Origin of the sequence: Rhodospira trueperi, assembly GCF_900101965.1 — a bacterium.
GTDB lineage: Bacteria > Pseudomonadota > Alphaproteobacteria > Rhodospirillales > Rhodospirillaceae > Rhodospira > Rhodospira trueperi.
Genome location: NZ_FNAP01000005.1, coordinates 124,661 through 139,036 on the forward strand (window position 1 = coordinate 124,661; position 14,376 = coordinate 139,036).

Annotated in this window: 12 protein-coding genes; 5 read left to right on the top strand and 7 right to left on the bottom strand. The window is 68.1% G+C overall.

The window, feature by feature from the left end:
- Positions 1-426, top strand: a complete 426-nt coding sequence (locus tag BLS85_RS08300) for a DUF423 domain-containing protein (RefSeq protein WP_092785102.1) — start codon at positions 1-3, stop codon at positions 424-426.
- A 105-nt stretch (positions 427-531) separates the two neighbouring features.
- Positions 532-897 (top strand): response regulator, encoded by a 366-nt coding sequence (locus tag BLS85_RS08305; RefSeq protein ID WP_092785104.1) that lies wholly within the window; start codon positions 532-534, stop codon positions 895-897.
- Positions 898-1,101: 204 nt separating this feature from the next.
- Here BLS85_RS08305 and rpmG read toward each other — a convergent pair whose 3' ends face one another.
- From rpmG to BLS85_RS08330, 5 genes are all read right to left on the bottom strand, one after another.
- Positions 1,102-1,269 (bottom strand): 50S ribosomal protein L33, encoded by a 168-nt coding sequence (gene rpmG, locus BLS85_RS08310; protein ID WP_092785107.1) that lies wholly within the window; start codon positions 1,267-1,269, stop codon positions 1,102-1,104.
- Between the two features lie 90 nt (positions 1,270-1,359).
- Positions 1,360-2,967 carry a S41 family peptidase gene (locus tag BLS85_RS08315; RefSeq protein ID WP_245699142.1) on the bottom strand — a complete coding sequence of 536 codons (1,608 nt, stop codon included), beginning with the start codon at positions 2,965-2,967 and terminating at the stop codon, positions 1,360-1,362.
- 229 nt (positions 2,968-3,196) lie between these two features.
- Positions 3,197-5,458 (bottom strand): ribonuclease R, encoded by a 2,262-nt coding sequence (gene rnr / locus BLS85_RS08320; RefSeq protein WP_245699143.1) that lies wholly within the window; start codon positions 5,456-5,458, stop codon positions 3,197-3,199.
- Between the two features lie 95 nt (positions 5,459-5,553).
- Entirely contained in the window at positions 5,554-6,192 is a 639-nt protein-coding gene (locus BLS85_RS08325; protein WP_092785113.1) for an MBL fold metallo-hydrolase, read from the bottom strand.
- A 300-nt stretch (positions 6,193-6,492) separates the two neighbouring features.
- Complete coding sequence (locus BLS85_RS08330) at positions 6,493-7,596, bottom strand: hypothetical protein (RefSeq protein WP_092785115.1); 1,104 nt, start codon at positions 7,594-7,596, stop codon at positions 6,493-6,495.
- Positions 7,597-8,165: 569 nt separating this feature from the next.
- Here BLS85_RS08330 and addA point away from each other — a divergent pair.
- A complete protein-coding gene (gene addA / locus BLS85_RS08335; RefSeq protein WP_092785118.1) occupies positions 8,166-11,708 on the top strand; it encodes a double-strand break repair helicase AddA in 3,543 nt (1,180 codons plus the stop codon).
- Between the two features lie 183 nt (positions 11,709-11,891).
- The gene (locus BLS85_RS08340) at positions 11,892-12,422 is read left to right on the top strand and encodes an REP-associated tyrosine transposase (protein WP_092785120.1); all 531 of its coding nucleotides are present in this window, start codon (positions 11,892-11,894) and stop codon (positions 12,420-12,422) included.
- 174 nt (positions 12,423-12,596) lie between these two features.
- Here BLS85_RS08340 and BLS85_RS08345 read toward each other — a convergent pair whose 3' ends face one another.
- On the bottom strand, positions 12,597-13,256 hold the full coding sequence (locus BLS85_RS08345) for a LysE family transporter (RefSeq protein WP_092785123.1): 660 nt from the start codon (positions 13,254-13,256) through the stop codon (positions 12,597-12,599).
- A complete protein-coding gene (locus BLS85_RS08350; protein ID WP_176793536.1) occupies positions 13,253-13,528 on the bottom strand; it encodes an acylphosphatase in 276 nt (91 codons plus the stop codon). Before BLS85_RS08350 ends, BLS85_RS08345 begins: the two co-directional genes overlap by 4 nt.
- Positions 13,529-13,679: 151 nt before the next feature.
- Between BLS85_RS08350 and BLS85_RS08355 the strand changes: the two genes are divergently transcribed.
- The gene (locus BLS85_RS08355) at positions 13,680-14,324 is read left to right on the top strand and encodes a septation protein A (protein WP_092785129.1); all 645 of its coding nucleotides are present in this window, start codon (positions 13,680-13,682) and stop codon (positions 14,322-14,324) included.
- Positions 14,325-14,376 lie beyond the last annotated feature (52 nt).

Consider the following 14,376-nt stretch of genomic DNA (forward strand, 5'->3'; position numbering starts at 1 on the left):
ATGCCGCGATCGGGATCGAACGCGCCGCGCCGATGGATCGTGACCGGTGCCGTGATGGGGCTGCTGTCCGTGGCGCTCGGCGCCTTTGGGGCGCATGGACTGGAGGCACGGGGTGACCCGCGCGCCGTGGAGCTGGTCCGCACCGCGGCGCACTATCAGGGTGTTCATGCCCTGGCGCTGGTGCTGAGCGGCGTGCTCTCCGGGCTTGCGGGGGCGGGATCGGCGGGCTCGGTCTGGGCCGACCGCGCCGGTTGGCTGTTCGCGGCCGGCATCGTGCTGTTTTGCGGCGCGCTGTACGGCATCGCCCTGGCCGATTGGCCCCTGGGGCCGGTGGCTCCCTTCGGCGGCGTGTCCTTCATGGCCGGGTGGGGGCTGCTGGCGGTGGCCGGTTGGCGCCTGAACGCAACGTTGAAAGGAAAATGCTGAGCCAACTCCCACCAACCTGTTGGATTTTGGCCTGAGTCCGGTTACAAGCGATGAACGGCGGAGCAGGGAGCTTCCGGGGCGGCTAAGCAAGGTAGGCAGGCAGGCATGTCAAAAACAATCCTGATCGTTGAAGACAACGAGTTGAACATGAAACTGTTCAACGATCTTTTGCAGGCGCATGGTTACACGACCCTGCAAACCAGCGATGGTCGCGAGGTCATGGGCATGGCCCGGGACCATAGGCCCGATCTGATCCTTATGGATATTCAGTTGCCCGAGATTTCCGGTCTGGAAATCACCAAGATGCTGAAGGAAGACGATGACCTGAAGGCCATTCCGGTGGTCGCGGTCACGGCCTTTGCCATGAAGGGTGACGAGGAAAAGATCCGCGAAGGCGGATGCGAAGGCTATATCGCCAAGCCGATTTCGGTGGCCAACTTCCTCCAGACGGTCGCCAAGTTCCTGAACTGATCCGGTCGCGGTCGGTCGGTTCGACTCGGCCGGCCGGGGCGTCTGGAAGAACCCCGGCGACGTTGCGCATGTGCCTTCCATGGCCCGGGCGCAGAGCCACGCCGAAAAGGCCACCGACAGCGACCGTCGGTGGCCTTTTTCGTGTGTCGGCTGATGTCTGACGGCGCGTGCGCCGCGCGACCGCCCGGGGGGGCGGCCACCGTCCTACTTCAGCTTGGTTTCCTTGAAGGCGACGTGCTTGCGCGCCTTCGGATCGTACTTGCGGAACTCAAGCTTTTCGGTGGTCTTGCGCGGGTTCTTCTTGGCCACGTAGAAGTAGCCCGTTCCCGCCGTGCTTTCGAGCTTGACCTGGATGGTTGCCGGCTTCGCCATGAATCGAATTCCGTTGTGTCAGTCATGTTCGGGACAGGCGGCGCACAATACGCGGATCGGCCGCAGTGTCAAGATCCCACGCGGCCGGTATCAGAGCCGTGCGGCGTCGGCGCCGATCAGGCCGATGGCCCGCCCGTACAGGGTCGGGTCGCGCAGCAGGTGCCGGGCCACGATCTCATCAAGACCATTCGGCTCGTGGTGTTCGGCCGGGCACAGCGCCCGCAGGCGCTGGCGTCGGTCCTTGTCCTCGAAGGCGGTGTGGCGCCACGAGGCGAGACGCCGAGCGATGGGCGCCGCCTGTTGGCGCAGGTCGTTGAGCACGCGCTCGACCTCGGCGGGTTCGGTGCGGCCGCCGCGCCCGCTGGTGCAGGCCACCGGTGGCACGCCCAAGCCATGCAGGACATACCCGGACGGGCTGTAGAAGCGCGACCAGGTCAGCGTAAGCTCACCCCGGTTTGGCAGTTGCACCACCGTTTGCACGGTACCCTTGCCGTAGCTCGTGGTGCCGATGACCACGGCGCGGGCGTCGTCCTGGAGGGCGGCGGCGACAATCTCGGCGGCCGACGCGGAGTCGCCGTCCATCAGGACGACGATGGGCAGGCCGTCGGCGATGTCGCCGTCGGCGGCGCTGTAGAACTGGCGCGCCTCTGGGTGGCGTCCGCGCGTCGAAACGATGGTGCCGTCGTTCAGGAACAGGTCGGCGGTCGCCACGGCCTGATCCAGCAGACCGCCGGGATTGCCGCGCATGTCCAGGATCAGACCCCGCAGGTCACCCCGGGTCCGGGCCGCCGTGACGGCAACGGCGACGGCCTCCGCCGTGGCTTGGTTGAAGCTGCTCACGCGCAGAATGCCGATGCCGTCCTCCCGGCTCCACTCCACCGTCGGCAACACAATCAGGCCCCGGTCCAGGGTCACTTGGACCAGGGCGTCCCGCCGGATGGTCAGGCGGACAGGGGCGCCGACCGGACCGCGCAACCGCTCGCGGACATCCCGGTTGGTCGGCTGGGCGGGAAAAGGCTCGCCGTCGACGGCGACGATCCGGTCTCCGACCCGCAGGCCGGCGTCATCGGCGGGGCCGTCGGCGATGACCTCCCGCACCAGAATGGCGCCGGCGTCGGTGATCTCGAAGACGATTCCGATGCCGCCGAACCCGTTGCGGGAACCGCGATTGAGCCGAGCCTCCTCGGCGCCGGCATAGCGTGAAAAGGGATCCAGGCTGGCCAGGGCGGCGTCGAACAGGGCGTCGTAGACGGCCTCCGAATCGGCCTCGGTCAACGTCGGCGAGACGGCGCGTGCGGCCTGGATGACATCAATGCTCAGGCGGGCCCAGTCGCTGCCGTGTCCGCTGCTCGGCATCGGAAAACCGGCGACGGGTCGCCCGGTCCGCGCCACCGTGAAACTGCCGCCAAGGCGCCGGAACGTCAGATCCGGGTCGATCCGGGACAGGCCGCGCAGTCCGGCGAGGACGAAATCGGCCATATCCACCGGCTCAATGTAACGGCTGGAGACCGCGACATAGCTTTGGGTGAGCATGTTCTGGGCGTTCTGTCGCGTGAACGGTTGCGACGGGATACGGCCGCTCTCGGTCGCCGGGTCGTAGGGCGACGGCCCCGACCCCGGCATGGGGGCACAGGCGGCCAGCGACAAGCCGACCAGCAGCGCAAACAGCCAGGACCATGGGCGAACGATACGCATCATTAGCGACAGGGCTTTTCTCTCAATGATGGAAAGAAGAAGCGGAGGCATGGGAATCAAGACGCGCCCCTTGAGCCGCGACACCATCGCGCGCGCCATTGCGTCCCTGATGCGGACTGTACGGGAAAAGCGTTAGGAAATCACTACAGGCCCGGGCGCGGATGATGTGTTCGGGTCACACCGTTACCGAACAGTCACGGGTGGGGCGTCCCTCGGGCTCCGTCTCTCCGCCCTACCGCCGTCCGCCCGAGCGCCGACCGGGACCGCGCCGAACGCCCGGCGGACGACCGCCGCGCCGGCTGCGGCCGGGGCCGGACGGAGCGCTGTCTTCGTCCTCCAGCAGTTCGAACAGCAGCCCGCCGGCGATGGGGTCGGCCTCGCGCAGGCGCACGGTAACCGGCTGGCCCAGGCGGTAGACGCGGCCGAAGTCGCGCCCTTCCAAGCAGCGGGCCTCCTCGTTGTGCCAGTAGAAATCGGCCGGCAGCGTGCTGATGGGGATCAGCCCGTCGGCGCTGGTTTCGTCCAGGGTGACGAACAGGCCCGCGCGGGTCACGCCATTGACTCGCCCCGAGAACGTCGCCCCCACCTTGCCGGCGAGGAAGGCGACGGTGAACCGGTTGACGGCGTCGCGCTCGGCGGCGGCGGCGCGGCGCTCGGTCGAGGAGATGTGGCCGCCGATCTGGGCGAATTCGTCGATCTGGTCGTCCTCCAGCCCGCCGTCGCCCAGCGACAGACCTCGGATCAGTGCCCGATGCACCATCAAATCGGCGTAGCGTCGGATGGGCGAGGTGAAATGGGCATAGCGCCGCAGCCCCAACCCGAAATGGCCGATGTTGTCGGGGGTGTATTCCGCCTGGGCCTGGGCGCGCAGCACCACCTCGTTGACCAGGTGCTCGTGTTCGGTGTCGCGGGCGTGCTCCAGCACCCGGTTGAACAGGTGCGGGGTCAGGACCTGCCCGGGGGCCAGCTTGATGTCCAGCGTGCGCAGGAAGTCGCGCAACGCCGTCAGCTTTTCCTGGGAGGGCTCGTCGTGGACCCGGTACATGCAGGGTTGGCGGACTTTCTCCAGTTCCTCGGCGGCGCACACATTCGCCGCGACCATCAGTTCCTCGATCAGCCGGTGGCTGTCGTAGCGGGGACGCGGCTGGATGCCGGCCACCGTACCGTCCTCGGCGACGATCACGCGCCGTTCCGGCAGGTCGAGGTCCAGGCTGCCGCGCGTGCGTCGCGCGCCGTCGAGCGCCCGGAACACGCCGTAGAGTGGGGTCAGGAGCGGCTCGACCAGGGGCGCGGTGGCCTCGTCCGCCCCGCCGTCCATGGCCATCTGCACCTGCGTATACGTCAGTCGCGCCGCCGAGCGCATGACCCCGCGCAGGAACCGATGCCGCAGCTTCTCACCGACGGCGTCGAACCACATCTCCACCGCCAGACAGCCCCGGTCCTCGTTGGGGCGCAGCGAGCACCAGCCGTTGGACAGCGCCTCCGGCAGCATCGGCACCACCCGATCCGGGAAGTACACCGAGTTGCCGCGCCGCACCGCCTCGTCGTCGAGCGCATCGCCCGGGCGCACGTACCAGGCCACGTCGGCGATGGCCACCAGGGCATGCCAGCCGCCGGAGTTGGCGGGGTCCGGGTCGGCCTCGGCCCACACCGCGTCGTCGAAGTCCCGCGCGTCCTCGCCGTCGATGGTGACCAGGGGCACCGACCGGATGTCCTCGCGGCCCTCGGGCGGAACGGGGCCGGCGGCCCGGGCCTGATCCTCGGCCTCCGGCGGCCATTCAGTGGGAATGCCGTGGCTGTGGATGCAGATCAGGCTGACCGCGCGCGGATTGGCGGTGTCGCCCAGGCGGTCCAGGACCTTCGCCATGCGCAGGCCGTAGGTGCGGCCGGGGACGACCTCGGCCTCGACCAGTTCGCCGGCCTCGGCGCCGCCACGATCCCCGGATCGCACGATGTATTCGTTGCGGTCGCGCCGGTTGGTGGGGCGCAGGCGCCAGCCGTCCGGTCCCTCGGCCAGCACCCCCAGCAGGCGGGCCGGAGCGGAGGACAGGCGTTTGATCGGCTTGGCGGTGTATCTCGTCTCGCCCTCGCGGGTCAGGCGGGCCAGCACGCGGTCGCCGACGCCGATGGCGGCGGCCTGACGGCCTTTCATCGGCAGCACCAGCACGCGCGGGGGCGGCCCCAGTTCTTCCGTGTCCCAGGTGTCCGGGCGGGCCAGCAACTCGCCGTCCGAATCGGTGGCGTGGACGGTCAGCACCGTCACCTCGGGCAGCGTGCCCGGCGGCGCGAAGCGGCGCTTGCGTCCACGCTGGATGTGGCCCTCATCCTCAAGCTGCTTGAGCATCTGGCGCAATTGCGGTCGCTGCTCGGCGTCAAGCTGGAAGGCGCGCGAAATCTCCCGCTTGCCCACGTGCTCGGGGTTGTCGCGGATGTAGTCCAGCAGCTGAGCCCGGGTGGGAAAGGGCGTCTGTTTAGGGGGGTTGGTGGGGGGCACGGGCATATCCCAAAGCGGGTGAGGGCGCGGCATTGCGCCACGATCACACCATGGGGAGCGGCCGGAGGCGGGTCAAGGCGGCCGGCGCCGGCGCCTCACCGCAGGAACGGATTGGCGACCCGCTCCTGGCCGAACGTGGAGGCCGGGCCGTGGCCGGGCACGAAGGTAACGTCGTCGCCCAGAGGCAGCAGGGTTTCCTTGATGGAGCGGATCAGCGCGTCGGGATCGGACTTCGGGAAGTCCGTGCGGCCCACAGAGCCGGCGAACAGCACGTCGCCGACGAAGGCAACGCGGGCCTGGGGTTCGACGAACACCACATGCCCGGGGGTGTGGCCGGGGCAGAGGTAGACGTCCAGCGTCAGGCCGCCGACGGTGACCGTGTCGCCGGCCTCCAGCCAGCGGGCGGGCTCGACAGGGGCCGGGGTCTCCGGCCAGCCGAACATGCGGGTCTGCTCGGTGAGTTGGTCGATCCAGAACGCCTCGTCGCGGTGCGGTCCCTCGATGGGCACGCCAAGGCGTTGGGCCACGTCGCCAGCGCCGGCGATGTGGTCGAGGTGGCCGTGGGTCAGGAGGACTTTCTCGACGGTCACGCCCTTTTCGGCGGCGACCGCCAGCACGCGGTCGATGTCGCCGCCGGGGTCGATCAGGGCGCCGGTCATGGTGGCGTCGTCCCAGATCAGGGAACAGTTTTGCTGGAACGCGGTCACGGGAATGACAACGACGGACAGCGCCATGGCGCGGAGCCTCCGAGTTTGAGCGGTCAGCCCGGCACACCGAGCCGAGAGTGCGTCGCCAGCCGGGCTCGGTGCCTGACCTGCCGCCGGCCACCCGACCTTTGATGGATGTCTGACAAGTCCCCCAGGCGCGAACCGGACTCCCTCCCCTGGACAGGGGAGGGCTGGGGTGGGGTTGATGCGGAAGGCGAGGCCAGCGCAATCACAAACGCGCCCCCCCTCCCAGCCTCCCCCCGACGGGGAGAGGAGAATAGGTCGGCACCGACCGCAACCGGTCCCTCTATCCTGAGAATTCCTGCCCTATTGCAGCAGGACGTGAACCTCGGGGTACTGGGCGGCCGGGCTGGAGGTGGCCGACAGGCCGATGCGGTTGGGGTCGACGCCCATGCCCTGGAGCGACCGGACAACCCGCTCGGCGTAGAGGCGGGCCTGCGCGGTGTTGGGCGACGCCTGTCCGACCGCGTTGATGGCCGGTCCCACGGCAACGACCTGGAAGCTGGCATTGGGGTAGCGCGCCAGGGCGTTGTTGACCGCTTCGTACAGCGCCGTCTCGTAGTCCACCGAGCCCCGATCAAAACGGATCATGACCAACGGCTGGCCGCCGGCCTGGAATCCGCCGGGTCCCGGCAGGCCATAGGCGGCCATGTTGCCGGCGTTGGCATTGCCCAGGATGGGGCGGTTGGCGAAGCTGGTGCCGTACAACTGCCCGTTCTTGATGGCCAGGGCGAGAGTGTTGAGGTTCTGCTTTTCGTTGCTGACGTACTGTTGCTGGCGGGCGACGTCCTGCGACAGTTCCTTCAGCAGGCGCTCGATCAGCACGACGGTTTGCTGGGTCTCGTCCTCCAGAACGCGAAGCTGGCGATGATCCTCGTCCACCGCGCCCGACAGCGAGAAGGCGGCCCGCACCGAATCCAGCAGGTAATTGGCCATCGCCGAGTTGGTCGTGATCTGCGCCGACAACTGGTTCATCAGAATGATGTCGTCGTTGATCGTGTTCAACTGCGCTTGCGCCTGCTCCCAGCGGTTCATCAGCACGGGGTTGCCCGGTGTGGTGCCCACCTGCAGGCGCGCGTTCATGCCGGCGACGTTCTCGTGGTAGGCCTGGGAGTCCTGGATGGTCTTGTTGCGGATGTTCTGAAGCTGTTCGTTCTGGGTGCGGATCGCGGTTTGCAACGCGCCCAGTTCCTGTCGGAACCCGACGACCTTCTGGCCGACGAACGTGCCGGTGGGCTCGCCGGGCGACACGCCTGACGGCTCGAAATAGGTCGACCCCAGTTCGGGCGGCTGATTGCCGGAGTAGGAAGAAGGCCCGCTCAGGGAGGGAAACGGGGAGCCGACGGAGTCACATCCGGCCAGGGCCAGCACCGCCGCCACAAGGACCAGTCGAGGCTTCCGAAGGGGCATGAGCGAGACCTTTTCGCGTTCATATCATTGTCAGTTGCCGGCCGTCATCAACCGGATTCCCGCTGGCCCGATGTCGTTCCGGTCCGAGAGCCGCGATGCGACGCACAACTCCCGGCCTCTCTGACAGAAGCGGGTCATGTCGCGCCGTCGACATCGCATCGGATCGCGAGGTCGATCACCGGTCTCCCAATTGTCCGCCAGATGACCAGGGGTATGCAACCGACTCATAACAACCCACCGGCCCAGGCTTCCGCGCGGGACCCCAAACCGGGCTCACGCCCCGCACCATCGCCTCGACACAGCGCCAGTCAAGAGACTTTGTACATGGCGCGCGGAGTGTACGTAAAGTGCCGAACCGGAACAAGTCGCTTTTCGCGACTGCACGTTGACGGCCGTGGGTGGTTTTGTCGGCGTGTTTCCAGTAGTTTCCCGCTTATGGGTGTGCTCTGTCCGGGCGTTGTCCGGAACGCCTTGCTGAGAGCCCGCATCGTCCGTGGAGGTCGGCCAGTCATGGGAGTCGTCGGTTCCGCCTGTTCCGGTGGTGTGATCGCGGGCGTGGAGACCGGCCGATGACCGTGCCCAATCCGGCACCGCTCGATCCCGTGGCCCTGGCCGGGCGGGAGCAGCGCCGCGCCGCCGACCCGGCCGTCTCGGCCTGGGTGGCGGCCAGTGCGGGCTCGGGAAAGACGAAGGTGCTGACCGACCGGGTGCTCAACCTGCTGCTGGAGGGGACGGCGCCTGAGCGCATCCTGTGCCTGACCTTCACCAAGGCGGCGGCGGCGGAGATGGCCAACCGCCTCGCTCGACGACTGGCCGACTGGGCGGTGACCGACGACCCGTCTTTGGCGAAGGCGCTGGCGGACCTGTCGGGAGCCCGCCCCGATGCCGAACGGATGGCCGGCGCGCGGCGCCTGTTCGCCCGCGTGCTCGATACGCCGGGCGGCCTGCGCATCCAGACCATCCATGCTTTCTGTCAGTCGGTGCTGCGCCGCTTCCCGCTGGAGGCCGGCCTCTCCCCCGGTTTTCGCGTGATGGACGAGCGGCAGGCCGCCGAGGCCGCCGAGACCGCGCTGCGCACGGTCCTGGAGGCGGCGCGGCTGGGCGATCCGACGGACGATCCGCTGGCGGCGGGCCTGGAGGCGGTGAGCGCGCGCGTGTCCGAGGACCGCTTTCCCAAGCTGATGGCGGCAATGAAGGGCGCGGGGGCGCGTCTGCGCCGCATGTTCGCGGCGCGCGGTGGGCTCGCCGGCGCCCGCGCCGCCACATATGCCCGCCTGGGTGTGGCCGAGGGCGAGACGCCGGAGGGGCTGACCCGGGCCGCCTGCATGGATACAGCGTTCGACGGCGCCGGTCTGCGGACGGCGGTCGAGGCGCTGGCCGGTGGCGCCAAGACCGACCAGGGCCGGGCCGAGGCACTGGCGGCATTTCTCGCTGCGCCGCCGGATCAGCGACCGGGCCTGATGCCGGATTACGAGAAGGTGTTCTTCGACAGCAAGGGCGCGCCGCGTCCGGTCGAGAAGCTCTCCGCCACCAAAGCCGTGCGGGAGGGGTGCCCGGACGCGCTGGACGCCCTGGGCGCCGAGCAGACGCGTCTAATTCGCCTGTCGGAGCGCCGCCGTGCCGCCGCCGTCGCCGAGGCCACGCGCGCCCTGCTGACCGTCGCGGACGCCTATCTTCGGGCCCTGTCGGAGCTGAAAGACGCCCGCGCCCTGCTCGACTTCGACGACCTGATCCACCACACCCGCGCCCTGCTGGAACGCTCGGACGGCGCCGCCTGGGTGCTGTTCAAGCTGGACGGCGGCATCGACCACCTGCTCATCGACGAGGCCCAGGACACCAGCCCGGATCAGTGGGCGGTCGCTCGCATGCTGACCGAGGAGTTTCACGCCGGGATGGGGCGCGAGGGACCGCGCGGCGATACCGTGCCGCCGCGTCGCACCGTGTTCGCCGTGGGCGACCGCAAGCAGTCCATCTACAGCTTTCAGGGCGCTGATCCGGCGGGGTTCGAGGCCATGCGCGGCCGCGTCGCCGACCGTGTCCGGGCCACCGGCGCGCGCTTCGAGGACGTCGGCCTGCACGTCTCCTTCCGTTCCACCGCGGCGGTGCTGGAGGCGGTCAACCGGGTCTTCGTTCAGGCCGACGCTCGCGACGGCGTGGCGGCGGGTGACGAGGACATCACTCACATTCCGTCCCGCGTCGGGCAGGCCGGTAGTGTTGAGGTGTGGCCGCCCATCGACCCGCCCGAAGTTCCCGAGCCCGAGCCCTGGAAGCCGCCGGTCGAGCGCCTGCGGGTGGAAAGCGCGCCGACGCGGCTGGCCGGTGTGCTGGCCCGGCGCATCCACGGCATGATCGATGGCGGCGAACGGCTGGAGGGACGGGACCGGCCGATCCGGGCCGACGATATCATGGTTCTGGTGCGCCGCCGCACCGCCTTCGTCAACGATCTGTCGCGAGCGCTGAAGGGGCTGGGGGTGCCGGTGGCCGGCGCCGACCGCATGGTGCTGACGGACCAGTTGGCGGTGATGGATCTGATGGCGCTGGGGCAGGTGCTGCTGTTGCCCGAGGATGATTTGACGTTGGCTGCGGTCCTGAAGGGGCCGCTGATCGGCCTGACGGAGGAGCAGCTTTTCGAACTGGCCCACGGCCGTGCGCCGGGCGAACGGCTGTGGCACCGGCTTGAGGCGCGCGCCGGCGCCGATGATGCGTTCGGCGCCGCCTGGGATTATCTCTCCCGCCTGATGGCGCGGGCCGACCTGATTCCGCCACACGAGCTGTTCGCCCATGTGCTGGAGACCCGCGACGGGCGGCGGCGCCTGCTGGCGCGGCTGGGGCCGGAGGCCGATGATCCCATCGACGAGTTCATGGCCCTGGCGCTGGCGCACGACCGCGACCGTCCGCCGTCGCTGGGCGGGTTCCTGCGGGCGCTGTCCGTCGCCGGGACCGAGATCAAGCGCGACCTGGAACACGGCGGGCAGGCGGTTCGGGTGATGACCGTCCACGGCTCCAAGGGGCTTCAGGCACCGGTGGTCATCCTGCCCGACACGCGCGGGATGCCGCCGACCGGCGACACTCACGTCTATTTCGACGGCGACGGCGACGACGCCCTGCTGCTGTGGCCGCCGCGCGCCGCCGACCGTGAGCCGGTCACCCAGGCGCTGGAGGACGCGCGCCGCGCCGGGCTGGAGCGGGAATACCGCCGCCTGCTGTATGTGGCCATGACCCGCGCTGAGGACCGGCTGATCGTGTGCGGCTGGAACACTCGCCGCGCGGCGTCCGGGGGATGCTGGCACGAGATGGTCGCGCGGGGCCTTCAGGGGTTCGCCGTGGCGGAGGAGGACGCCGACCTGATCGCCTGCGGCATGGACGAGGACGAGGCCCTGGTGCTGCGCCACCGCTCGGATCAGACCCGTCCGCCCCGGCGTGAGGAGGGTGCGGCGGAGGCCGGCCCGTCGGTTCCGGAGCCGCCGGCGTGGCTTTTGCGGAACGCGCCGACCGAGCCCAGGCCCTCACGCCCGTTGGCGCCGTCCCGGGCGCCGTCCGACCCGCCGCCGGTCTCGCCGGTGGCCCGGGAGAAGCGGGCCCGTTTCCAGCGCGGGATCCTCGTCCACCGGCTGCTTCAGGATCTGCCGGCTCTGCCGGCCGACCGTCGTGCGGAGGTCGCGCGGTCCTGGCTGGCGCGGCCGGTCCACGGCCTTGACGCAGGGACGGTGGACGCGTTGGCCGAAGAGGTTCTGGCGGTGCTGGATCACCCGGATCTGGCTGCCGTGTTCGGTCCCGGCTCCCGGGCCGAGGTGCCGCTCGCCGGCGTGATCGGCGAGACCGTGGTGTCGGGGCAGGTGGACCGCCTCCTGGTCGCGGATGACCGCTTCGTGGTGGTCGATTTCAAGACCAGTCGCCCGGTGCCGGCCGATGCGGCCGCGATTCCGGATGCCTATGTGCGCCAGATGGCGCTTTACCGGGCGGTGCTCCGGCGGATTGACCCGGATCGGGAGGTTCTGTGCGCCCTGGTTTGGACCGCCGGCCCGGGGGTGGTGATGCTCGACCCGGTCTCGATGGACCGGGTGTTGGGCGGCATCACTCCACACCCCGGACGAACGCCAGTTTTTTCGTAGGTTGGGGTGAGGCCCAACGGGCCGAACCCCAACGAAACCACCCCAACGAAACCACCCCAACGAAACCACAGCGCGTTGGGGTTCGCTTCGCTCACCCCAACCTACGACTGCATGTGTTCGTCTCTAAACGCGATTAATCATGATATTGTTGTTGTCATGGCCTGAACAGAGAAGAGAGTCTCAATGCGGTATCGACGCGCCTTGGTTGCGGGGGCGACTTGGTTCTTCACCGTGAACCTTGAAGATCGTGCCTCCCGCCTCCTTGTAGACCGTATCGACGTCCTTCGGGGTTCCGTTCATCATGTTCGCCGAAACCATCCTTTCGAGATTGTGGCATTTGTCGTGCTGCCCGATCATATTCATGCCATTTTGCGACTACCGGAGAACGATGCCAGTTATTCAATGCTATGGAGTTTGATCAAGGCAGGTTTTTCACGAAACATCACCCCAATTGAGCACATCGGGCAAAGCCGAAAACGAAAAGGGGAACGTGGCCTTTGGCAACGCCGTTTCTGGGAGCACATGATTCGGGACGAAGATGATCTTCTCACCCACATAGACTACATCCATTTCAACCCCGTAAAACACGGGCATGTAGCGCGCGCCAGTGACTGGCCGCATTCGACCTTTCATCGATATGTTGCTGACGGCCTGTTACCGGAAGACTGGGGGTGTGCCGATCCACCGGATGGGCGGTTCGGAGAACCACAATGATGTCGTGGCAACGTAGGTTGGGGTGAGGCCCAACGGGCCGAACCCCAACGAAATCACCCCAACGAAACCACAGCGTGTTGGGGTTCGCTTCGCTCACCCCAACCTACGACTGGACCGCCGGCCCGGGGGTGGTGATGCTCGACCCGGTCTCGATGGACCGGGTGTTGGGCGGCATCACTCCACACCCCGGACGAACGCCAGACGAACGCCCAGGCCGATGAACACGGTGCCCAGCGCGCGTTCGATCCAGTGTGCCGACCGCTGGTAGGCGCGGCGCATCGGCGGCTGGCCGACCAGGACCGCGACCGTGGAGAAGACCAGGAAGGTCTCGGCCATCATGGTCAGGCCGTACAGTCCCTTTTCGGGCAATGAGGTGTCTGGGTCGATCACCTGAGTGAACAGGGCGAGGAAGTACAGCGCCACCTTGGGGTTGAGGACATTGGTCAGGAAGCCCGCGATGAAGGCGGTGTGGCCGCGTGCGGCCGGCGGCCGGGCCGGTTCATCGCCCGAGGGCTCCGCGTGGGGCCGGGCACGCAATGCCTGGATGCCGATCCAGATCAGATACGCCGCCCCCATCAGCTTGATGATCGAGAACAACACCACGGATTGCGCGATCAGTACCGACAGCCCGGCCAATGTATAGATCACATGCACCGACAGGCCGGTGGCGATGCCGGCCGCCGTCAAAACGCCCGCCCGGATGCCCCGGGCCAGGGTGTTGCGCAGGGTGATGGCGAAATCCGGCCCGGGGCTGAGGATCGCCAGGATGTTGATCCCGGCCACCATGGCCCACGCGGCCCAGTCGATGGCAATGGGCTCCGCTGCTCCGGTCATAGTGTACCTTTTTGATGAAAACCGGGATCGGCCACGGGCGGCGTTCCCTCGGCCGTGACGGCGGAGACCCGCGCCGCTGTGGGGCCGTCATGGCAGGCTTCGATCATGCGGTCGACGGCGGCGGGCGGTCCCTGGAACACGGCTTCGACCGAGCCGTCCGACCGGTTGCGGACCCAGCCGTCCAGACCGAGGGCGCGGGCCGTCTCGACGGTCCAGCCCCGGTACCAGACACCCTGGACCCGGCCCTTGATGCGGACACGCACGGTGGTGATGTCGCGGTCTGCGGTCATGCCTCTTCACCAGTTCAGCACTTCAGATTTTCGCCGGTCTTCCCTGTCCTCCCTGGACGCGCCCATGCAAAACGCATACATGGCGGGTGCGTTCCGCGCTGTTGTTTCGCCGCGTCCAGGAGTCCTGCCCACCATGTCCGCCGATGCCACCGAAGACAAGCCCCTGTCCACTGCCGCATCCGAGGGCGCGGCGTGCGAGGGCAATCCGCGCCAGTGGCTGAAGCTGTTGCTGGAGGCTGGCCCCCTGCTGGTGTTCTTTCTGACCAACGCTTGGTTCGGCCTCATCACCGGCACCGCCGTCTTCGTCGGAGCGACGGCGGTCTCGCTGGTCGCCTCGCGGGTGCTGATGGGTCGGATCCCGGTCATGCCGCTGGTGGGGGGCGTGTTCGTGCTGGTCTTCGGCGGACTGACCGTGCTGCTTGAGGACGACCTGTTCATTAAGATCAAGCCGACCATCGTCAACCTGCTGTTTTCCGCCATTCTGTTCGCCGGTCTGGTCAGCGGGCGGCATTTCCTGAAGCTGATCTTCGACGGGGCGTTCCACCTGACCGAACGCGGCTGGACCGTGCTGACGCTGCGCTGGGGTCTGTTCTTCATCGCGTTGGCGGTGCTCAACGAGGTCGTCTGGCGCGGCTTTTCCAGCGATACCTGGGTGGCGTTCAAGGTGTTCGGCATCCTGCCTCTGACCCTGCTGTTCAGCGTGGCGCAGATTCCCCTGCTGATGCGCCATCAGGTGGCGGAGGCGGGGGCAACGGGCGACGGATCGGGAACGATGTGATCTCGCGCCTTGGCTGTACGGGCGCGGGTGGATGTGCCACAGTGAAGATCGG